This is a genomic window from uncultured Bacteroides sp., from assembly GCF_910586915.1.
In the GTDB taxonomy this organism is placed as follows: Bacteria; Bacteroidota; Bacteroidia; order Bacteroidales; family Bacteroidaceae; genus Bacteroides.
This window is the reverse complement of the sequence record NZ_CAJULN010000026.1, coordinates 17,556-37,675: the sequence shown is the minus strand read 5'-3', so window position 1 is coordinate 37,675 and position 20,120 is coordinate 17,556. Positions and strand designations below refer to the sequence as shown.

Here is a 20,120-nt window from a genome sequence, read left to right as displayed (position 1 = left end):
TAATTCGACTTTTTACTTTGCAAAGTAAACATATTTGGCTCTTTTTTGATTGAAAATTGGGTTGTTTTTGTCATTTATTGGCTACAATGTGTTAACCGTGGTCGTATATATCACCAAATTTAGCTTCAATAAATATAGGGTATATCACGCAATCCATTATTATACATAAAAAAGGATGGTTATCTCCGTTATACCTGAATACAGCAAGTTCTTTAATATCTTCTGTTATTATTAAAGGAAGGGATGTAGGTTTCAACTGCTTAATAGGTATCATCTCAAAGCCATACTGATGTCTTCCTGAGATATTTATTTCTTTCCAAGTAAGGTTGCATAATTTTTGTAACCTCGTCACAAAATCCTTGAATACGCTATTGTCGCATCCTTTTAATGAGGTTTTTAAGTCTAAGTACTTAAAACTGAAAAGAGGTTCTTTGCTCCTTGCATCAACCTCTTTACTTTTAACGTCCGGCTTTACCTCTTTACGCTTTATCTTAAACTTATTTCCCATTTATCATGATTCAATTTGGGTTTTGAAAAATGACATCATCTTCTCTTGGCTTATAACGGAGTTTATGGCTGTATTTTTCCACGGTGATTCCTCATGTGTCATTTTCATTAGAGCTACGGCAGAGAACTGGTTATATTCCTCATATACGTTATCGAATAGTTCTTCCTCATCTTCTGATAATGATATGGGTTCTTTAGATGTAGATATTGAGTTTGATTCAAAAGACTTGTATTCCTTATACACGGAAGGAACTACTGGACCATATTGCCACGCAACTATTTCTTCATCAAATAGGGGAGTTCCGAAATAAGCCAAATGGAAACCTTGTTGGTAGTACAGCATCTTTTGTAATTTGAGGTTTGATATTGTGTCACCATGTTCCAAGTCCGTCTTGGATATGATTTTATTTGCTATGTCTGATACTTTGTATGCCATGATATTATGTATTTAATTTGGTGCAAATATAACGACTTTGATGGTAATGTTACGTACATCATTAATGTTATATAACACATTAGTGTCAATCATGCAATCATTACATAAAAAAGCGGTGGAGAATATCCCCACCGCTTCATATCGCCTCCGAAGAGGACTTGCGTAAACAAATGTCACAATTAAATCTTCACTGCGCAAAGTTCGGAGCCTGCCCTATGGATAGCATCCTCTATCTTTGCCTTTTGGGATTCAGAAGCAAATGCTATTCTCTGTTTGTACTGTCTCATTAAAGATGGATTTATTCCTGCGTACTTCGCGAAAGTTGATACGCTCAAAAACTTGAAACATTCAAAGAATGAAGCTATATCATACTTGTACTCAAAGTCTACATTATTCAATGATTCAGGAATTTCATTCCCCTGCTCTTTAATCATGGAAACGTATTCGTCAATACATTCTTGTAGAGAGCGTTTAGCTTCATCAACGGTATTACCTTGACCATTCAAGCTGAAACCGTCAAATTCGGGAACATAGACACTTATAGTCTTATCATCCCACATTTCAACAATAGCAACTGTTTTCATCCCACATTATTTTTATATGTTTAGCAAACAAATGTGTGGGTCATTTGAGACCCGCATCTTTCATCATGCTGTTAAGAGTCCCGCCTTTTATTTCTTGTGACCCATGCCTCCCAACACGGAAGTATTTGTCCGTTTTCGGGCTATACCATACATCGTGTTCCTTGCCATGACTTACAAAATAGCATCCTATCTTTGCAGCCTTCTTCAAGAACTCTGTTGTTTTCATACATCAAAGTACATTTGTTTACGGGTGCAAATATAACACATTTGTTATAAACAAAAGCAGAAGCCAATATGTTTTTAAGCATAAATTAATTAATATCAAGCATACAATCATTGCATAAACACTCTCAAACCTGCTCCCTTAGAATTTGCGCTTGGAGCAAATACCCTGTCTATCCTATCTGATAGAATCTCCAAATATCCCGTCTGTGCCCTCAATTCGACAAGCATAGGGTTGCTATCGGAGTATTCGGTTTCAAGCGAATATCGAGCATCTAACAACGCTCGGATTGCGGAAATGTCGGTCGTTTGTTGGGAAACAAAGAAACGAACACTATTCAAAAGAGCCGCCAATTCTTCTGCCGTGCTTTCACTCAGCCCTTGAATACTCTGAGTAAGGGAAGACAATTCAGCCGTCTTGTTGTTTTTTATCCCAAGAGCATTGTATAGCTGTTCTAATGCTTCACTAAGTTGTGGGAATTGTTTTTTTGCTTCCTCAATAATCTTATCCATTTCTTGCCTTGTTACTTTTGTATCACCATCAAATCCGGCTGCAATAGCTTCTTCACCTTCTGTAACAGCAAGGTCTATCATTTGGAATAACGGTTCAAGGAATTTGTTGGCAATCCTCATGGATGCTTGTTTCAGAAATAGGTTATTAATCATGTCATCAAAGTTCTCTTCCAATCCTTTAAGCCCATCACCTGTTTCATTGAAAGCATCCATCCACGCTTGTACGAAGGATTCTGCGGCTGACTTGTACTCTTCTTCGCCACCAATGCCTCCCATGTATTTCCTTTCTTCTTCTAAAATCTCCTTTTTGGTCTTTTCAAGCTCATTTATGGCTTCGTTCCATTCGTTTATACGGTCTTTATCCGTCTTTTTCTTGTCTTGCTCGGCTTTAATCATAGCTTGGTATGAAGCTATTTGCTGGTCTAAGTTGGCTACGGTATCTTTGGTTTGTGTGCGAAGGTCGTCTGCGCTCCAAGCGGCTTCCATTTTTTCCTTTAGTTCATCGTACTTTTTACCAAGTTCTTCTATATTCTTTATTTGTCGTTGGATTTCACGCTCTTTCTTCTTGTCCTTGTTGCCTATGCCAAACAGACTTCCGATTGTCTTACCTATTCCTGAAATTGTTTTGAAAGCACCTGTTACAATAGAGAATGGTCTTGTGAGGTCTATACTTCCAAGTCCATCAAATATTTGCCCAAGTCCTTCCGTTGTTCCTGTTAACCATTCTGGAATTTCAACTCCAAAACCTTCAAGCATTCCGGTAAACTCAGAAACAGCATCTACGGCTTCCGCTCCGTACTTTGCAATTTCGTTCAGACTTTTGTTCGCAGCATCCAGTTTCTTTCTGTCTGCATCTACTTGCGCTTTCTTTTCATCGGTAATCTCCTTGTTTTTTGCAAGTTCTTCCTCTGTTTTCCTTACAACGTCTTTTGCATCATCCAGTTTTTTCTTTACTGCATTTTTCTGTTCTTCTGTGGCGTTTGTTGGAAAATCCAGTGTAAGATGCCCCCTAAAACCAAGCGATTCTATCCCCTTGTGCCCAAATACTCCTGCCCATTGATTCCAATATAAAAATACCCCTGTCAGACAATGTCCGTCAGGGGATTTTTTTCGTAGATTTGATACCCGTCTTGACCGGTGGGATAAAATCATTTCTACTATGACAACAAAGATAGCAAACATTCTCCAGTGTTATGCATTGGGGATGGGGATAAAGCAGATAAGCAGGAGCTTTGAGCTGTCCCGCAACACGGTGCGCAGATATGTGCGCCTGTTTCAAGAGTGTGGCATACCGATAAAGGAACTGGCAGCCATGCCTTCCGCCCGCATCCAGGAGATGTTCTCCGAGGGTGTTGGCCGCAACAGGGTTCCGTCACAACGCCAACTTGAGCTTGAGGCACTTCTTCCTGAGTATGCCGCCCGACTTAGCCGCCGGGGTGTAACAGTGAAAAGCCTGTACGAAGAGTACCGCGAAACACATCCTAACGGATACAGACATGCCAGTTTCGGCAACAATCTCATGCGCTACCGCATGGTAACGCATGTTGTAGGGCATGTCGAGCATTATGCCGGAGACCAGATGTACATCGACTTTGCTGGCGATAAACTAGAGGTAGTTGACAGTGAAAACGGCGAATGCCGCAGCGTTGAAGTGTTCGTGGCCATACTTCCATGCAGCCACTATACCTACTGCGAGGCGGTCTGGTCTCAGTCAAGGCAGGACCTGATCAGGGCGTGTGAGAACGCTCTTCATTTTTACGGCGGGGTTCCGATGGCGATAGTACCTGACAACCTCAAGGCCGCCGTGACCCGTAGCGACCGCAACGAGCCTGTAATCAACGAGGAGTTTACAGCATTTGCCGAACACTATGGATGTACCGTATATCCCGCACGGGTACGTCATCCAAAAGACAAGGCCTTGGTGGAAAATGCCGTGAAACTGCTTTACCGCTCTGTCTATGCTGATATCGAGGGGCTTGTATTCAACTCGCTGGAATCTCTGAATGCGGCCATCTCCGAATCGCTCTCGGCCTTCAACGGGCGCAGGATGAGTGGACGTCCCCTGTCCAGACGGGAACAGTTTGAACAGATTGAATCCGACTGCCTCCGCCCACTTCCCGCCATACGTCATCAGATGAAAGAACGACGCTCCGCAACGGTAATGCGGAACAGCTACGTCACCTTCCGGCTTCACCATTACAGTGTACCAAAAGAGTATATAGGCAAACGTGTCGAGATTGTATATGATGCCGACACGCTGAAAATATATCATGGCCTGCGTCTGGTGACCACACATCAGCGTGATGACACGCCCTATGCCTATACGACTAAGGATGCCCACGGATTGCCTGGACGCCATGGAAGTTACGAAAAGGACCTGGAACAGATTTACGAACGAGCCGGTCAGACGGATAACGTCCTGTTGCTGTATCTGCGCAAGGTGGCGGAACTCAAGAAGTATCCTCCCGCGGCATTCCGTTCATGCAAAGGAATCATGGCACTGGAGAAGACCTTCGGACTGGAACGGTTGGTGGCAGCAAGCGCATGCGCCACGCAACTGCGCCAATACGGATATCAGGAAATAAGGCAAATCCTTGAGCGTGGGGATGATGCAGACTTCCTGTCAAAAGAAGACATTGATGATGAAGTCCCAGTAACATCTACCCACAAAAACATCCGCGGAGCAGCCTACTTCGCAAAATCAAAACATTTAAATAAGAACAACAATGGAAACAAATAATCTTACCACCCCAATAGCAGTCGAAAAAGACCGCAATACGTTGACAATCGAGCTGATGAACCGTATGAAGCTACATGGCATGGCAGCCGCTTTCACTGAAAGCCTGGCCTCCACCATGGCCGAAACAATGACAATCGACTCTTTCCTACACATGTTACTTGCCAGGGAATGGGACTACCGCGCCAATGCGGCCATCCAACGTCTTATACGCGGAGCTTCGTTCCGCTACAAGGCCTGCCTCGAACAGATAGACTATACAATCCCGCGTGGTCTTGACCGTAACCAAATGGAGCGTCTTGCTTCGCTGGAGTTCATTCGCCAGGGACAGAACCTCTTCATCACCGGTTCATCCGGTACCGGAAAGAGCTTCCTTGCCACAGCCATGGGGTATGAAGCCTGCAAGAAGGGTATACGGACATATTATGCGAATGCCCCGAAACTTATGGGTACGCTTAAAGTGGCAAAATTAAAAGGCACATTGGAAGCGGAACTCAAGAGAATCGAACGGAGCACACTGCTCATATTGGATGATCTATTCCTTGTGAACCTTGACGCCAAGGAACGTCCCATCCTGCTTGATATAATAGAGGACCGGCATGGACGCAAGTCTATCATCATTACCTCGCAACTGCCGACGGATAATTGGTATGACGCAATCGGGGATCCTACCGTGGCAGATGCCATAATGGATCGTATTATACATACGGCTCACCGAATTGAGTTAACCGGAGAAAGTGTCCGGAAGATGGCGGCATACAGAGGGAAATAAACTAAAATAATAATAACCCCATCGGTCAAGACTTTTTGAGGGGGCATTATTGAATATTTTCAGGGGGTAGAATCTTTTTGGTTTTAGGGGGCATCTTACACTGGATTTTCCATGTGCAACTACTTTTAGCGAGACGTTGTATTTCTGATTGCTGATTACAGGCAGCTTATAATCGTATTTCTTCAATATCTCGATTGCCGGAGTAAGAAGAACTATTTTATAGTCTTTATTCGTTTTCTTACGCCTATCCGATACGATGTATTTTCCGTTTTTTTCCTCAACATCCTTTTCAAAGTCGAATTTCTTGAAGTCGGAGTAAGCAAGTCCAGTGTAGCACTGGAACAGAAACAAGTCGCGTACACGGTCTATTGCCGGAACATTAATTTTGCATGAATGAATAGTTTTCAATTCTTCTTCCGTAAGATATTTCCGTTTCTCGAATTTTCCGCGCTCGAAGTGCAGTCCAGTATAAGGGTCTGTATCCAACAGCCCGAACTTCATTGCTTCATGGAGGTAACGTTTCAAACGTTTGTGATAGTTATAAATAGTTGGCTGTGATATTCCTTACTGATGAAGAAATTCGTCATAAAGCGTTATATTCGCTTTTGTAAGGTCATCCATATAATTTATCTTCCCGAACTTTTCAAGCGATTGTAGCAAGGTTCTGTGCTGTTTACGGGTGCTATCTTCGAGGTCTGTTCTATCCTCTATCCTTGTACGTACAAATTCAATGAACGAATCAGAACGGGTTGACTTTTCCAAAAACGCATTAAGTTTTTCAAAGTCGAATTGCTGGTTATTTCTCACAAGGTCAAGAATGAACTCATTCAACTTTGCCATCATCCCATCAAGTATTGTGTTAAGCTGGATGGAGTTGACCGAATTAATCACCTTCTTTTTTTCGTTCCATTGATCGGAATACACCTTTACCGGTGTTCCAATCCATTTCCGCTTGCCTTCCGAAGTTACTTCGATTTGAACAAGCCCTTTTTTGGTTTTCGTGGCGACTTTCTTTCTGTCGAACACGAATTTCATTGTTGGGTACTTCATGCTTTTTAACGTTTTAAGTTAGTAAATAGTTAAATCGGAAAACGGTATCACATTTTTGGTATCAAGTAAAAAAGTTGGTATCATATTGGTATCAAAAACAACTTCTTTCTCCGCATTTCTCTGTATTTATCCGCTTAATAGATGTTAATAGAATGCGGGAGGTAACAGCTTGATAGACAATAATAAACGCTTTAAATAACTGATATACAATAAAAAAGGCGGCTACCGAAGTAACCGCCTTTCGTGATTCCGAAGCGATTCGAACGCTTGACCCACGCCTTAGAAGGGCGTTGCTCTATCCAGCTGAGCTACGGAACCATCCTCATTTGCGGTTGCAAAGGTAGTGCTTTTTCTGATAACTCAAAAACTTTTTGCTACTTTTTTATTAATATTTTTATTTGTACTTATAAATCAAGTTCTTATGAATGTGTGATATTTTCTTGTTTCTACATTGTAACGCCGATAAGATGGTGAGATTAGGTTTTTACGAAGAGTAACTAACGTTATATAGCTTTCAAAAAGTTCAAAAAAATCAAAATAGAGTTGTGTTTTTGTATGATAAGACTTACTTTTGGGCGATAAACAATTAAAAAACACATAAAGTTATGAAGAAATTTATTTTTTTATTTGCATTTTGTATTACAGTAACCAGTCTTTTTGCGCAAACAGATCCTAACCAAATTAAGAAAGAAGGAAATGATGCGTTCAATGCCAAAAATTATCCGGTAGCGTATGCTAAGTTTAGTGAATATTTGAAACAAACTAATAATCAGGATTCTGCGACTGCTTATTATTGCGGTATATCTGCCAGTGAAGTAAAGAAATATGCAGAAGCTGTTACATTCTTTGATGTCGCTATTCAAAAGAAATTCAACATAGGAAATGCATATGCCCGTAAAGCTTTGGCCTTAGATGCTTTAAAGAAAACCGATGAATATGTGGCTACTTTGGAAGAAGGATTAAAAGTTGATCCGAATAATAAGACAATGGTGAAAAATTATGGCCTTCATTATCTGAAAGCCGGACTTGCTGCTCAGAAAGCCGGTAAGGCAGCAGAAGCAGAAGATTGTTTCAAGAAAGTGATTCCTTTGGATCATAAGACATACAAGACAAATGCTTTGTATAGTCTGGGTGTTCTTTGCTACAATGACGGAGCTAATATTTTGCAGAAAGCTGCTCCTTTGGCAAATTCGAATGCTGATAAATATGCAGCAGAAAAAGAAAAAGCTGATGCAAGATTTAAAGAAGCAGTAGATTATTTGGAAGAAGCTGCTAAAATATCACCGGAAAACGAAAACGTGAAAAAAATGCTTCCGCAAGTAAAAGCTGCAATGAAGTAATTATCTTGTTATAAAAGAATATGGAGGGTTGCCGATAGACACATCGGGTAACCCTTTTTTTATTGCATTTATACATACTTTTTGTGTACTTTTGCTGTCAAAACAGAAGGATTTTATGCGTTTGTACACTAAGGAACAGGCTGTCGGGCGAATGAATGACTTAGGATTGTCCCGTCGCCCTTTTATCTTTGTCATTAACTATCTACAAGATGCTTCTTATGTAGAGGATGTTGCATTGATAGATTCAACAGAGTTAATCTATAACCTGAATGGATTTACGAATGAATCGGCGTTGGATAAAAACTATTTGTATTCTTATCTTGATAAAAAAGATACGGATATTTATTGGCAAGCATATCCCGAATCTTTTGATATTTATCGGCGTTCGTTCCATATTGTTCAAAGTAATATTTTCGCAGGAAACAGTTTCTTGACAAACTTGACTTGCCGTACGCCGATAGAAACCGACCTCACGTTGGAAGATATTTATTTTCGTTCAAAAGCTATCTATAAATTGTGGGTTAAGGATTCATTTACAGTTTTTTCTCCTGAAATATTTGTCAGAATCCGTCAAGGAAAAATTTCTTCATATCCCATGAAGGGGACGGTTGACGCTTCAATAGCTAATGCTGTCCAATTACTGATGAATGATCCGAAAGAAGCGGCGGAGCACGCTACGATTGTCGACTTGATACGTAATGATTTAAGTATGGTAGCCAATCGAGTGTCAGTATCCCGTTATCGGTATATTGATGTCTTACAGACGAATCAAGGAGCTATTCTTCAGACAAGTTCGGAAATTCAGGGAGTGCTTCCGGATGATTATTGGAAACATTTAGGCGATATTATTTTCAAGTTATTGCCTGCCGGCTCTATAACGGGCGCTCCAAAGAAAAAAACGATGCAGATTATTCAAGAAGCAGAAACCTATGACAGAGGATTTTATACAGGTGTCATGGGTTATTTCGACGGAGAGAATTTGGATAGTGCCGTTATGATACGTTTTGTAGAGCAGCAAGGAAAGGAGATGTATTTCAAAAGCGGTGGGGGAGTCACTTGCCAAAGCGATGCAGAAAGCGAATATAATGAAATGAAACAAAAAGTATATGTGCCTATTTATTGAAACTATCCGGATAGAGAATGGAAAGATTTATAATCTTGATTACCATGCAGAACGTTTTAATCGGACTCGTGCAACCTTTTGGAAAGATTGCGCCCCGATTGATTTAGGGGGATTTATTTCTCCGCAATCATTTGCAGGTATCTATAAATGCCGGGTTGTGTATGGTAGAGAGATAGAAGAAATTACCTATACGCCTTATTGTATGAGGAAGATTACTTCATTGCGCTTGGTTGAATCTGACACGATTGATTACACCTATAAAAGTACGAATAGGGAGGATTTGAATGTCTTGTATGCGCGAAGGGAGATGGCGGACGACGTATTGATAGTGAAAGACGGCTATCTGACAGACACTTCTATTGCTAACGTGGCACTTTATAACGGGGAGAGATGGTGTGCGCCTTCCCGTCCACTACTTCGGGGAACAAAACGTGCCGAGTTGTTGGGCAAGAACTTGATTGTAGAGAAAGAAATTTTGCAGACACATTTGGGAGAGTACTCTAAAATAATGCTGTTCAATGCGATGATTGATTGGGGACGCGTCATACTACCTGTTGATGATGAACATTTAATCCTATAAACCATTATTAACTGAAATATACGGCTTCTTGCCGAACAAATCCCTCTCTTCCACTGTTATATTTATGTGTTTTTCATAGTATTAGATATAAGATTAATTAAAAAGATTGTACTCCACTTGTGAAAGCTAAAGTACGTCAGAGACAGAAGAGTCTGTTTTTTTGATAAATGTGTGAAAGCATCGGCTCATTAAGCCGATGCTTTTTTTATACCCTTTTATTTCCTTTTTTAGTTTATATGAAATAAAATTTGTACGTTTGTGGGGTAATAACAGAAAATGATAAAGATGAACATACCCGTTATCTTTCAGTTTTTAAAAGATCTTTCCGCGAATAACAATCGTGAGTGGTTTAATGAGCATAAGGCAGAATATGAGATAGCTCGTGCTGAGTTTGACAATTTTCTGGCAACGGTGATTGCCCGTATCTCCCTGTTTGATGAAACAATTCGGGGAATCCAACCCAAAGACTGTACCTATCGTATTTATCGGGATACCCGCTTCTCTGCGGATAAAACACCTTATAAAATTCATTTCGGCGGTTATATCAATGCGAAGGGCAAGAAGTCCGATCATTGTGGTTACTATGTACATCTGCAACCGGATGGTTCCATGCTTGCCGGCGGAAGTCTGTGCCTTCCTTCCAACGTCTTGAAAGCAGTTCGTCAATCTATTTATGATAATATCGAAGAGTTTCTTTCCATTGTGGAAGATCCGGAATTTAAGAGATACTTTCCGGTGATAGGAGAGGACTTCCTGAAGACTGCTCCGAAAGGCTTTCCGAAAGATTTCAAGTATATTGATTATCTGAAATGCAAGGAATATGTCTGTTCCTATCCTGTACCCGATGACTTTTTTACCCGTCCGGACGCATTGGAACAGATTGACGAGGTGTTCCGTCAATTCAAGCGGTTTGCCGATTTTATCAACTACACGATTGACGACTTTGAATAATATTGTAAATATAAACTTTAAAATTGAACCGATATGATAGTAGATACTTTAGAAAATCTGGAAAAATATGTGTCTTTAAATCCTTTATTTGCAGAAGCAGTTGCGTTTCTGAAATCCCATGACCTCCAAGCGATGGAAATCGGCAAGACGGAGCTGAAAGGAAAAGACTTGTTGGTGAACATTGCGCAAACGAATCCCAAAAGCAAGGAAGAAGCCAGGCTGGAGACACATAACGAGTTTATAGACATTCAGATTCCATTGTCGGGAACGGAAGTAATGGGTTACACTGCCGCCAAAGACTGTGTGCCGGCAGACGCCCCTTATAACGCAGAGAAGGACATTACTTTTTTTGAAGGATTGGCTGAGACCTACATTGCTGTGAAACCGGGAATGTTTGCCATCTTCTTTCCTCAAGACGGCCATGCTCCCGGCATTACTCCAGACGGCGTCAAGAAAGTGATAGTAAAAGTAAAAGCATAATCTAAATTCAATTCAGAGATGGAAAAGACACTTAATCTTATCAAAAATGACCCGTGGCTGGAGCCTTTTGCCAATGCTATTACAGGTCGTCGCCAGTTTGTGCTGAACAAGAAAGCCGAGCTGACAAATAAGGGAAAACAGACTCTTTCGGACTTCGCATCAGGCTATCTTTATTTTGGATTGCATCGTACCGACAAGGGGTGGACTTTCCGCGAATGGGCCCCGAATGCTACACATATCTATATGGTAGGTACATTCAATAACTGGGAGGAAAAGGCGGCCTATAAGTTGAAAAAACTGAAGAACGGACATTGGGAGATAAATTTGCCTGCCGATGCGATTCATCATGGCGATTTATACAAGTTGAACATATATTGGGACGGCGGCCAGGGAGAACGTATTCCCGCATGGGCTACGCGTGTCGTTCAGGACGAACAGACCAACATCTTCAGTGCTCAGGTTTGGGCGCCGGAGAAACCCTATAAATTCAAGAAGAAAACATTCAAGCCCAGCACCAACCCTTTATTGATTTACGAATGTCATATCGGGATGGCGCAACAAGAGGAAAAAGTGGGAAGCTATAATGAGTTCCGCGAAAAGATACTCCCTCGCATTGCCCAAGAAGGATATAATTGCATTCAGATTATGGCCATTCAGGAACATCCATATTATGGCAGTTTCGGATATCATGTATCCAGTTTCTTTGCCGCTTCTTCCCGTTTCGGTACTCCCGACGAGCTGAAAGCGTTGATTGATGCTGCTCACGGATTGGGAATTGCTGTGATTATGGACATTGTTCATTCGCACGCTGTAAAGAACGAAGTGGAAGGACTGGGCAACTTTGCCGGCGATCCCAACCAATATTTTTATCCGGGAGGACGTCGCGAACATCCGGCTTGGGATTCCCTTTGTTTTGATTATGGCAAGAATGAAGTCATTCACTTCCTGCTGTCCAATTGCAAATTCTGGTTGGAAGAGTATAAGTTCGACGGATTCCGTTTTGACGGAGTGACGTCGATGCTGTATTATAGTCATGGATTGGGCGAGGCTTTCTGTAATTATGCGGATTATTTCAACGGCCATCAGGATGATAATGCAATCTGTTACCTTACATTGGTCAACGAATTGATTCATCAGGTCAATCCGAAAGCAATAACCATTGCAGAAGAGGTTTCCGGTATGCCGGGGCTGGCTGCTAAAGTGGAAGATGGCGGCTACGGGTTCGATTATCGCATGGCTATGAATATTCCTGATTACTGGATTAAGACAATCAAAGAAAAGATTGATGAAGACTGGAAACCTTCCAGCCTGTTTTGGGAAGTGACCAATCGCCGCCAGGATGAAAAGACCATATCTTACGCAGAAAGCCACGACCAGGCTTTGGTAGGTGACAAGACCATTATCTTCCGGCTGATTGATGCGGATATGTATTGGCATATGCAGAAGGGGGACGAAAATTACATGGTCAGCCGGGGTATTGCGTTGCACAAGATGATTCGGTTGCTGACTGCTTCTACCATGAATGGAGGCTATCTGAATTTCATGGGAAATGAGTTCGGTCATCCTGAATGGATTGACTTCCCGCGTGAGGGTAACGGCTGGTCGTGCAAATACGCCCGTCGTCAGTGGGATTTGTTTGATAACAAAAATCTGACTTACCACTATATGGGGGATTTTGATGCGGAAATGCTGAAAGTAATCAAGAGCATGAAGAATTTCCAAGCAACCCCTGTCCAGGAAATATGGCATAATGACGGTGACCAGGTATTGGCTTACAAACGTAAGGATTTGATATTTGTCTTCAATTTCAATCCGAAACAATCATTTGTCGATTATGGTTTCCTGGTAACTCCGGGTGCTTATGAAGTGATATTGAATACCGATAATGTTGCATTCGGTGGAAACGGCTTGTCCGATGATTCGGTCGTTCATTTCACAATTGCCGACCCGCTGTACAAGAAGGAAAAGAAAGAGTGGCTGAAACTCTACATTCCTGCGCGTACTGCCGTGGTACTTAGAAAGAAGAAGTAGGGGATACCGATGAAGTTTGAATGTATCGTTCCCAAATACGGGTGGAAACGGAGTACGCAATGCTGCCGCCGCGAAGAAAGAAGCTGGATACGGCGTTTCTACTTTGTTTCCTTTCTGAAACAGGCCGGATACGAATGCTTTTAGCTTCTTTCCGTATGGAAAGACCCAGGAAATGGTGTTTTTAGCGCCTTTCGGAAACGAATCGAATCATCATCTGCCGATTTCCGGTATTTCCGAAAAAGAATCAGGCCGGAAACGGCGTTTCTTGGTAAACCGTATGATAAATGATAGGTCTGTAAAACATCAAAAGCCCCCGAAAACATTGTTTTCGAGGGCTTTTTTCATCATAGGTCCGATAACTTTTCTTTTACCTCGAAAGTTACTTTCAGTATCTTGCCATTGTAAGCTCCGACTGTTACGTCGGCCGGTTTATATGGCAACAGGCAGATTGCTTCTTTCACATCACTCATCAGGTCTACCGCTTCACAGGATTCCATTTGAGGAATCTGCAAGAAGTCGAAAGCGTGTGAAGGTATATTGATTGCCACGTCTGCCGGTTGGCCGTCGAAATTGATGACGAAAAACAATAACTCGTTTTTATATTTTCGCATGAATGTATATTGCTTATGCTCGTTGAAACGCCAGCCGTTTATGTTGGCATACATCAAATCAAAGAATACCCCTTTGGTGATAGCCTCCTCCTCATTGCAAAGTGTCAGAACCCGCCGGTAGATTTCATAGAGCCGTTTATGGTCGTCCGTAAGCATCTTACCGTCGAATTTCCCACCGTTGCGCCAGCGGCGGACGGTATCTACACTCCAATAATCGAATATTGTGGTCCGTCCGTCTCTTCCGCTGAATCCTTCGCTGTCCATTCCCATTTCTCCGAATTCCTGGCCGAAATAAATCATCATGGGATTTGTATTCATGCACGCCGAAACGATAAGTGCGGGAATTCCTTTGCGTGGATTGCCGGCAAAGAAGTCGGAAGCAATGCGTTGCTCATCGTGATTTTCGAGGAAGTTGAGCATTCTTTTTTCTATTCCGTTCAAACTTTGCCAACAATGCGTGATAGCGGTGGCAGATTGATATCCGCATACTACATTGCGTAGCGTATCATACAGTCCTACCTTGTCATATAAATAGTCGAACTTACCCCGCATCAGATAGTTACGGTATTCATTCGGATTATAAACTTCTGCAATGAAAATAATTTCAGGATAACTTTCCTTCACCTGCGGGATGGCCCATTCCCAAAACTCGACCGGAACCATTTCCGCCATATCGCAACGGAAACCGTCGATACCTTTGGAAGCCCAAAAGAGAAGGATGTCCAGCATTTTTATCCATGTGTCCGGAGTCGGGGAGAAGTAGCATACGCCGCCGTTCTGATAATCCACTCCATAGTTCAGCTTGATGGTTTCGTACCAGTCGGTAATATTGGGAGTGGCGTCAAAACGGTTGTTGCCTGTTGCTTTTGCAGGAAATTCGTGATAAGGCTCCGCAGCACCGGCTTTCATGTCAAACTGTGCATGAAGCTCTGCCTGAGGGATGTAATAAAAGTTGTTGTAAGGGCTGAAAGACAGGTTTGAATCGTCATTGGCTCCCAGTTCCGTAGTGCCGTCCGGTTGTGCATCCGAATGGTATTGGCGGGCTACGTGGTTGGGCACGAAGTCTATGATAACTTTCAATCCGGCACGGTGTGTACGGTGTACTAAATTCTCAAATTCCTTCATACGTCCTGGTACATCGTTCGCCAGGTCCGGGTCGACATCGTAATAATCCTTGATGGCGTAAGGCGAACCGGCTTTGCCTTTCACCATAGCGGGATGATCCGGGCTGATGTTATAGCGGCGATAATCCGTCTGGGTAGCGTGTTCGATAATACCTGTATACCAAATATGTGTACTGCCCAGTTTCTTGATTTCGGCAAGTGCTTTTAAAGTAAAATCGGCCATTTTGCCACAGCCGTTCGTATTTATGTCTCCATTGTAGACGCAATGGTTGTTGTTATTTCCAAACAGGCGGGTGAATACCTGATAGATGATTATTTTCTTTTCACCGTTCATATCGAATAGATTTTAAATTGTATTTACTATTTATTGCTTTTTTCGGAAATAGGGGCTATTTCCATATTTTCCCCTTTTCTGCCAACAGTTGGCTCAACACTCCATTGGCGATGTTGTATCCTTGCTCAAAGATTTCCTCTGCCTTTTCCAGTTCTGTGTTACTGTATCCATAGAGGTTGTATGGTTCAATCAGCAAATCACATTTCTCCCTTTCGGGGAAAGTGTTGGCGCGGAACATGAAGTGGAACGAACGCATGGCGATGCTGACAATATTCATTTTGTAATCTTGTGCCATAATCGGGCTTACATTGACAGCTACCACTTTGTTGCATACCCTGCGGAGAGTGGAAACCGGAAGATTCATCATCAGCCCGCCGTCTACATAGTTGGTCCCTTCAATGTTGACCGGGGCAAACATGACAGGCATACAACACGAAGCGGCTACCCGTTCGGCTATCGAACCGCGATGGAAGTGAACCATCCGTCCGTGGTCAAGGTCGGTTGCCGTGATGATTAATGGAATCTGTAGGTCTTCCAGATTTTTGGCTTTTATGTTGGTGCGGAGGAAATCAATGAATTCGCAAAGGTCGAATAATCCTTTCTTGGGGATTACTAACTTTGTCAAATCTTGAAATTTATGTCCGGAGAAGTACTCCAGCACTTGATGAGGTTCGTTTCCGTCGGCGTAGAAGACTCCCGCAAGGGCGCCGGCACTTACTCCAGAGATGATGTCCGGCTTAATATCATGCTCTAAGAGAGCTTGCATTACACCCAAGTGAGCGAAACCTTTGATAAATCCTCCACTCAGAGCATACCCTGTCTGATACTTCCGGCTCTTTCGATTGTTTGTATATACCTCCATGAATTTTGTCTCTTTCTGTAATCCGGCACGAATTTAGTGAATTTATTGAAAGTATTTGGAATATAACAAGTAGTTTTACTTGTTTTTGGGTATAAATAAGTTTGTTATGTCCACTTGTTCGAGGGTGAGCAACTTTATCTTTTTAGAAATACCGCCTGCATATCCTGTCAGGCTGCCGTTGCAACCTACTACCCGGTGGCAAGGGATGATGATACTAATCGGATTGTGTCCAACCGCATTGCCTACAGCTTGCGTTGACATGGATGGTAGCCCCTTCTTATCGGCTATCTCTTTTGCGATATCCTTGTATGTAATAATTTCGCCATAAGGGATTTTTCTTAATATTTCCCATACGGAGAGGCGGAAAGGGGTGCCCTCCAGATGTATGTCGGGCATGAAATCCGGATTTTCTCCGTTGAAATAACAGTTGAGCCATTCCTCAGTCTGCTTGAATATGGGCAATGCTTTTTCTTCATGTTCGGGAGATAGCGAAGCGGCAAAATATTTCTGCCCGTCCAGCCACAAACCTGTTAAGGAACTGCCGTCACTTGCGATTGTTATTCCGCCGATAGGCGACGGATATTTGTAAATGTATTGCATAACGTTATATATAATATAAGGTGTGATGTCTTCTACAAAAGTAACGTTTCATTTCCAAATAAAAATCTTTTTTATCTCTGTTTCCATTTGATTTTCTATCTTTTCGCTATCTTTGGCAACTAACAAACCGTTTTAATCATACAATAACGAAAAACAACCGATTATGAATCAAGAGTTATTAATGAATGCCAATAAACTGGTGGCATTTCTTCAGAAGCCGGCTTCTGAATTCACCAAAACCGATATCATTTCATTTATTCAGAAAAACGACATCCGTATGGTTAATTTCATGTATCCTGCGGGAGACGGTCGTCTGAAAACTTTAAATTTTGTCATTAATAATCAAGCCTATCTGGAAGCTATTTTGACGTGTGGAGAACGTGTCGACGGTTCCAGCCTTTTCTCTTTCATCGAAGCGGGAAGCAGCGACCTTTATGTCATCCCCCGGTTCCGTACGGCCTTTGTCGATCCGTTTGCTGAGATACCCACATTGTCCATCCTCTGTTCTTTCTTCAATAAGGATGGCGAACCGTTGGAAAGTTCGCCCGAATATACGCTTCACAAAGCCAGCAAAGCATTTACGGATGTGACAGGCATGGAGTTTCAGGCAATGGGTGAGTTGGAATATTATGTGATAGCGCCGGATACAAGAATGTTTGAGGCAACCGACCAGCGTGGTTATCATGAATCAGGCCCTTATGCAAAGTTCAATGAATTCCGCACACAATGTATGTCCTATATTTCCCAAACTGGCGGGCAAATTAAGTATGGCCACTCCGAAGTGGGCAATTTTACCTTAGAAGGTTATATTTATGAGCAGAATGAAATAGAATTTTTGCCGGTTCCTGTTGAACAGGCAGCCGATCAGTTGATGATTGCCAAATGGGTGATTCGCAATCTGGGATTCAAATATGGATACAATGTTACGTTTGCTCCCAAGATAACAGCCGGCAAAGCCGGTTCCGGATTGCACGTTCATATGCGCATCATGCAAGATGGAAAGAATCAGATGTTGAAAGACGGTATTTTGTCGGAAACAGCCCGAAAGGCTATTGCCGGAATGATGGAACTCGCGCCCTCAATCACTGCTTTCGGCAATACAAATCCTACTTCTTATTTCCGTCTTGTTCCGCATCAGGAAGCACCGACAAATGTTTGTTGGGGCGATCGTAACCGTTCTGTTTTGGTGCGTGTGCCTTTGGGATGGGCTGCTAAAAAGGATATGTGTACATTAGCCAACCCGTTAGAAACGGAAAGTTCTTTTGATACCACTCAGAAACAAACTGTAGAAATGCGTTCACCGGACGGTTCGGCTGATTTATATCAATTGCTTGCCGGACTGACTGTTGCCTGTCGTCATGGCTTTGAAATAGAAAATGCTTTGGAACTGGCCGAAAAGACCTATGTGAATGTGAATATTCACCAAAAAGAAAACGAAGAAAAATTGAAGGCATTGGCTCAATTGCCGGATAGTTGTGTCGCGTCTGCCGATTGTCTGGAGCAGCAACGGGCTATATTCGAACAATACAATGTGTTTAGTCCGGCAATGATTGACGGTATTATCTGTAAATTGCGCAGTTATGACGACAAGACGTTGCGTGCGGATTTGGATGGAAAACCACAGGAAATGCTTGAATTAGTACATAAGTATTTCCATTGCGGATAATGAATAACTGATATAGGGATAAAGCAGGGTATCCGGTACGGATATACTCTGCTTTATTCGTTTCAGGAGGTTACGAACGTTAAGTATTGGCCTATTTTCATAAAAAAGATGTTTTATGAAAAGAAAAAGGAAAGAACATGGTGCATTATCTTCCAATAATGCTTTCCTTTGTACCGACAACAATAAAGAGGTCTATTGCGATTTGATTATTTTATATGAATCTTCTCATTTATTTGAGCATATCCATCTCTAATTTAGCTCTTCCCAAAACTTTCTTATTGAATTATTAATTTTTTATATTTGTATTTTATGAATTTGTACATTGGAAATCTTAGCTATAACGTTAAGGAATCAGACTTGAGAAATGTAATGGAAGAGTATGGAACGGTTGCTTCTGTAAAATTAATCACCGACCGTGAGACAAGAAGATCGAAAGGGTTTGCATTTATTGAAATGCCGGATAATACAGAAGCCAACAATGCTATCAGACAATTGAATGGTGCCGAATACGTAGGCCGTTCAATGGTAGTAAAAGAAGCTTTGCCACGAGATTAAGACTGAGATATAGCCGATAAATAAAAGAAGTGCGTGTTGGACAAAACCAGCACGCACTTCTTTTATTATGTTATTTAGTGACGTTTATGCAATGCCGTGAGCATTGACAGTATTGTCTATCTTTTTAATCAGACCTTGAAGTACTGCGCCCGGACCGCATTCTGTGAAATCGGTAGCACCGTCGGCAACCATATTTTTCACCGATTGAGTCCAGCGTACGGAAGCAGTCAACTGGGCAACCAGATTCTTCTTGATTTCTGCAGGGTCGGTATGAGGAAGAGCATCTACATTCTGATATACCGGACATTTGGGAGTATGGATTTCTGTAGCTTTAATGGCTGCCTCCAACTCTACTTTAGCAGGATTCATCAACGGAGAGTGGAAAGCGCCGCCCACTTTCAACGGAAGGGCACGTTTTGCTCCCGCAGCCTTCATCAGTTCGCAAGCCTTTTCGATACCCGGTATGGAGCCTGAGATAACGACTTGTCCCGGACAGTTGTAGTTGGCAGGTACACAAACTTCACCTTCTGCATTTACAGAAGCGCAGATTTCTTCTATTTTCTCATCCGGCAATGCGATGATGGCAGCCATTGTGGAAGGAGTTGCTTCACAAGCCTTCTGCATAGCCATTGCACGTGCGTAAACAAGTTTCAAGCCATCTTCAAAGCTCAAGGCTCCGGCAGCTACCAAAGCAGAAAATTCACCGAGGGAGTGTCCTGCTGTCATTTCCGGCTGGAAATCGTCGCCCATGCAAAGAGCAGAGATAACAGAATGAAGGAATACGGCAGGTTGAGTTACTTTTGTCTGACGAAGGTCTTCGTCTGTACCGTTGAACATGATATCTGTAATGCGATATCCGAGAATATCATTTGCTTTTTCAAACAATTCTTTTGCTAAAGCTGAGTTTTCATACAGGTCTTTACCCATTCCAACGAATTGGGCGCCTTGACCGGGAAATACAAATGCTTTCATATTTTTATTATTTAATTGATTTTTAATTGCGGATGCAAAGTTACGGATTTTTATGATACGGTCGCACAAA

22 protein-coding genes and 1 tRNA gene are annotated in these 20,120 nt (G+C 42.1%); 11 read left to right on the top strand and 12 right to left on the bottom strand.

The genetic code is table 11. The features are described 5' to 3' along the window. Positions 1–91: 91 nt before the first annotated feature. The 5 genes from QZ331_RS10070 to QZ331_RS10050 all read right to left on the bottom strand — a co-directional run bounded on the left by QZ331_RS10070 (position 92) and on the right by QZ331_RS10050 (position 3,444). On the bottom strand, positions 92–508 hold the full coding sequence (locus tag QZ331_RS10070) for a hypothetical protein (protein ID WP_294629871.1): 417 nt from the start codon (positions 506–508) through the stop codon (positions 92–94). A gap of 3 nt (positions 509–511) precedes the next feature. After that, the gene (locus tag QZ331_RS10065) at positions 512–943 is read right to left on the bottom strand and encodes a type II toxin-antitoxin system antitoxin SocA domain-containing protein (protein ID WP_294629869.1); all 432 of its coding nucleotides are present in this window, start codon (positions 941–943) and stop codon (positions 512–514) included. Positions 944–1,122: 179 nt separating this feature from the next. Continuing rightward, positions 1,123–1,527, bottom strand: coding sequence for a type II toxin-antitoxin system HicB family antitoxin (locus QZ331_RS10060; RefSeq protein ID WP_294629868.1), 405 nt, complete (start codon positions 1,525–1,527; stop codon positions 1,123–1,125). Positions 1,528–1,567: 40 nt separating this feature from the next. Then, on the bottom strand, positions 1,568–1,753 hold the full coding sequence (locus QZ331_RS10055) for a type II toxin-antitoxin system HicA family toxin (protein ID WP_294629866.1): 186 nt from the start codon (positions 1,751–1,753) through the stop codon (positions 1,568–1,570). A gap of 107 nt (positions 1,754–1,860) precedes the next feature. Beyond that, positions 1,861–3,444, bottom strand: a complete 1,584-nt coding sequence (locus QZ331_RS10050; RefSeq protein WP_294629864.1) for a hypothetical protein — start codon at positions 3,442–3,444, stop codon at positions 1,861–1,863. Between QZ331_RS10050 and istA the strand changes: the two genes are divergently transcribed. Both istA and istB read left to right on the top strand, forming a co-directional pair. Beyond that, positions 3,422–5,002, top strand: a complete 1,581-nt coding sequence (gene istA, locus QZ331_RS10045; RefSeq protein WP_294629862.1) for an IS21 family transposase — start codon at positions 3,422–3,424, stop codon at positions 5,000–5,002. The two genes, QZ331_RS10050 and istA, sit on opposite strands and share 23 nt — an antisense overlap. Next, positions 4,989–5,771, top strand: a complete 783-nt coding sequence (istB, locus tag QZ331_RS10040; RefSeq protein ID WP_294629859.1) for an IS21-like element helper ATPase IstB — start codon at positions 4,989–4,991, stop codon at positions 5,769–5,771. The genes istA and istB overlap by 14 nt, the downstream gene beginning before the upstream one ends. Here istB and QZ331_RS10035 read toward each other — a convergent pair. The 3 genes from QZ331_RS10035 to QZ331_RS10025 form a co-directional block, all read right to left on the bottom strand. Further along, positions 5,724–6,296 carry a hypothetical protein gene (locus QZ331_RS10035; RefSeq protein ID WP_294629857.1) on the bottom strand — a complete coding sequence of 191 codons (573 nt, stop codon included), beginning with the start codon at positions 6,294–6,296 and terminating at the stop codon, positions 5,724–5,726. The two genes, istB and QZ331_RS10035, sit on opposite strands and share 48 nt — an antisense overlap. Positions 6,297–6,335: 39 nt before the next feature. Then, complete coding sequence (locus tag QZ331_RS10030; protein ID WP_294629855.1) at positions 6,336–6,821, bottom strand: Arm DNA-binding domain-containing protein; 486 nt, start codon at positions 6,819–6,821, stop codon at positions 6,336–6,338. Between the two features lie 244 nt (positions 6,822–7,065). Continuing rightward, positions 7,066–7,139 (bottom strand) — tRNA-Arg (locus tag QZ331_RS10025). Positions 7,140–7,426: 287 nt separating this feature from the next. Between QZ331_RS10025 and QZ331_RS10020 the strand changes: the two genes are divergently transcribed. The 6 genes from QZ331_RS10020 to QZ331_RS09995 all read left to right on the top strand — a co-directional run bounded on the left by QZ331_RS10020 (position 7,427) and on the right by QZ331_RS09995 (position 13,326). Further along, positions 7,427–8,161, top strand: a complete 735-nt coding sequence (locus QZ331_RS10020; RefSeq protein WP_294629854.1) for a hypothetical protein — start codon at positions 7,427–7,429, stop codon at positions 8,159–8,161. Positions 8,162–8,276: 115 nt separating this feature from the next. Then, a complete protein-coding gene (locus tag QZ331_RS10015; RefSeq protein WP_294629873.1) occupies positions 8,277–9,284 on the top strand; it encodes an aminodeoxychorismate synthase component I in 1,008 nt (335 codons plus the stop codon). After that, positions 9,268–9,864, top strand: a complete 597-nt coding sequence (locus QZ331_RS10010) for an aminotransferase class IV family protein (RefSeq protein WP_294629852.1) — start codon at positions 9,268–9,270, stop codon at positions 9,862–9,864. The genes QZ331_RS10015 and QZ331_RS10010 overlap by 17 nt, the downstream gene beginning before the upstream one ends. Positions 9,865–10,140: 276 nt before the next feature. Continuing rightward, positions 10,141–10,815, top strand: coding sequence for a DUF2461 domain-containing protein (locus QZ331_RS10005; protein WP_294629850.1), 675 nt, complete (start codon positions 10,141–10,143; stop codon positions 10,813–10,815). Positions 10,816–10,848: 33 nt separating this feature from the next. Next, positions 10,849–11,295: a YhcH/YjgK/YiaL family protein gene (locus tag QZ331_RS10000; protein WP_294629848.1), complete on the top strand. Its 447-nt coding sequence runs from the start codon at positions 10,849–10,851 to the stop codon at positions 11,293–11,295. Positions 11,296–11,313: 18 nt separating this feature from the next. Beyond that, complete coding sequence (locus QZ331_RS09995) at positions 11,314–13,326, top strand: alpha amylase C-terminal domain-containing protein (protein WP_294629846.1); 2,013 nt, start codon at positions 11,314–11,316, stop codon at positions 13,324–13,326. 344 nt (positions 13,327–13,670) lie between these two features. Here QZ331_RS09995 and QZ331_RS09990 read toward each other — a convergent pair whose 3' ends face one another. From QZ331_RS09990 to QZ331_RS09980, 3 genes are all read right to left on the bottom strand, one after another. Then, positions 13,671–15,395 carry an alpha-amylase family glycosyl hydrolase gene (locus tag QZ331_RS09990; protein WP_294629844.1) on the bottom strand — a complete coding sequence of 575 codons (1,725 nt, stop codon included), beginning with the start codon at positions 15,393–15,395 and terminating at the stop codon, positions 13,671–13,673. Between the two features lie 55 nt (positions 15,396–15,450). Further along, positions 15,451–16,257: a patatin-like phospholipase family protein gene (locus QZ331_RS09985; protein ID WP_294629843.1), complete on the bottom strand. Its 807-nt coding sequence runs from the start codon at positions 16,255–16,257 to the stop codon at positions 15,451–15,453. A 75-nt stretch (positions 16,258–16,332) separates the two neighbouring features. Continuing rightward, positions 16,333–16,857, bottom strand: a complete 525-nt coding sequence (locus tag QZ331_RS09980) for a methylated-DNA--[protein]-cysteine S-methyltransferase (protein ID WP_294629841.1) — start codon at positions 16,855–16,857, stop codon at positions 16,333–16,335. A gap of 163 nt (positions 16,858–17,020) precedes the next feature. Here QZ331_RS09980 and QZ331_RS09975 point away from each other — a divergent pair, with 163 nt between their 5' ends. The 3 genes from QZ331_RS09975 (at position 17,021) to QZ331_RS09965 (ending at position 19,078) form a co-directional block, all read left to right on the top strand. Then, a complete protein-coding gene (locus QZ331_RS09975) occupies positions 17,021–18,523 on the top strand; it encodes a glutamine synthetase family protein (RefSeq protein WP_294629839.1) in 1,503 nt (500 codons plus the stop codon). A gap of 115 nt (positions 18,524–18,638) precedes the next feature. Next, complete coding sequence (locus tag QZ331_RS09970; RefSeq protein WP_294629837.1) at positions 18,639–18,776, top strand: hypothetical protein; 138 nt, start codon at positions 18,639–18,641, stop codon at positions 18,774–18,776. 56 nt (positions 18,777–18,832) lie between these two features. Beyond that, a complete protein-coding gene (locus tag QZ331_RS09965) occupies positions 18,833–19,078 on the top strand; it encodes an RNA-binding protein (RefSeq protein ID WP_294629835.1) in 246 nt (81 codons plus the stop codon). 84 nt (positions 19,079–19,162) lie between these two features. On the opposite strand, the gene fabD is transcribed toward QZ331_RS09965, so the two are convergent. After that, entirely contained in the window at positions 19,163–20,050 is an 888-nt protein-coding gene (fabD, locus tag QZ331_RS09960) for an ACP S-malonyltransferase (protein WP_294629833.1), read from the bottom strand. Positions 20,051–20,120 lie beyond the last annotated feature (70 nt).

Excerpts from the sequence above, each read along its gene's own strand:
- QZ331_RS10070 (WP_294629871.1), bottom strand. The coding sequence starts at position 508 with ATGGGAAATAAGTTTAAGATAAAGCGTAAAGAGGTAAAGCCGGACGTT.
- QZ331_RS10065 (WP_294629869.1), bottom strand. The coding sequence starts at position 943 with ATGGCATACAAAGTATCAGACATAGCAAATAAAATCATATCCAAGACG.
- QZ331_RS10060 (WP_294629868.1), bottom strand. The coding sequence starts at position 1,527 with ATGAAAACAGTTGCTATTGTTGAAATGTGGGATGATAAGACTATAAGT.
- QZ331_RS10055 (WP_294629866.1), bottom strand. The coding sequence starts at position 1,753 with ATGAAAACAACAGAGTTCTTGAAGAAGGCTGCAAAGATAGGATGCTAT.
- istA (WP_294629862.1), top strand. The coding sequence starts at position 3,422 with ATGACAACAAAGATAGCAAACATTCTCCAGTGTTATGCATTGGGGATG.
- QZ331_RS10050 (WP_294629864.1), bottom strand. The coding sequence starts at position 3,444 with ATGTTTGCTATCTTTGTTGTCATAGTAGAAATGATTTTATCCCACCGG.
- istB (WP_294629859.1), top strand. The coding sequence starts at position 4,989 with ATGGAAACAAATAATCTTACCACCCCAATAGCAGTCGAAAAAGACCGC.
- QZ331_RS10030 (WP_294629855.1), bottom strand. The coding sequence starts at position 6,821 with ATGAAGTACCCAACAATGAAATTCGTGTTCGACAGAAAGAAAGTCGCC.
- QZ331_RS10020 (WP_294629854.1), top strand. The coding sequence starts at position 7,427 with ATGAAGAAATTTATTTTTTTATTTGCATTTTGTATTACAGTAACCAGT.
- QZ331_RS10015 (WP_294629873.1), top strand. The coding sequence starts at position 8,277 with ATGCGTTTGTACACTAAGGAACAGGCTGTCGGGCGAATGAATGACTTA.
- QZ331_RS10010 (WP_294629852.1), top strand. The coding sequence starts at position 9,268 with ATGTGCCTATTTATTGAAACTATCCGGATAGAGAATGGAAAGATTTAT.
- QZ331_RS10005 (WP_294629850.1), top strand. The coding sequence starts at position 10,141 with ATGATAAAGATGAACATACCCGTTATCTTTCAGTTTTTAAAAGATCTT.
- QZ331_RS10000 (WP_294629848.1), top strand. The coding sequence starts at position 10,849 with ATGATAGTAGATACTTTAGAAAATCTGGAAAAATATGTGTCTTTAAAT.
- QZ331_RS09995 (WP_294629846.1), top strand. The coding sequence starts at position 11,314 with ATGGAAAAGACACTTAATCTTATCAAAAATGACCCGTGGCTGGAGCCT.
- QZ331_RS09990 (WP_294629844.1), bottom strand. The coding sequence starts at position 15,395 with ATGAACGGTGAAAAGAAAATAATCATCTATCAGGTATTCACCCGCCTG.
- QZ331_RS09985 (WP_294629843.1), bottom strand. The coding sequence starts at position 16,257 with ATGGAGGTATATACAAACAATCGAAAGAGCCGGAAGTATCAGACAGGG.
- QZ331_RS09980 (WP_294629841.1), bottom strand. The coding sequence starts at position 16,857 with ATGCAATACATTTACAAATATCCGTCGCCTATCGGCGGAATAACAATC.
- QZ331_RS09975 (WP_294629839.1), top strand. The coding sequence starts at position 17,021 with ATGAATCAAGAGTTATTAATGAATGCCAATAAACTGGTGGCATTTCTT.
- QZ331_RS09970 (WP_294629837.1), top strand. The coding sequence starts at position 18,639 with ATGAAAAGAAAAAGGAAAGAACATGGTGCATTATCTTCCAATAATGCT.
- QZ331_RS09965 (WP_294629835.1), top strand. The coding sequence starts at position 18,833 with ATGAATTTGTACATTGGAAATCTTAGCTATAACGTTAAGGAATCAGAC.
- fabD (WP_294629833.1), bottom strand. The coding sequence starts at position 20,050 with ATGAAAGCATTTGTATTTCCCGGTCAAGGCGCCCAATTCGTTGGAATG.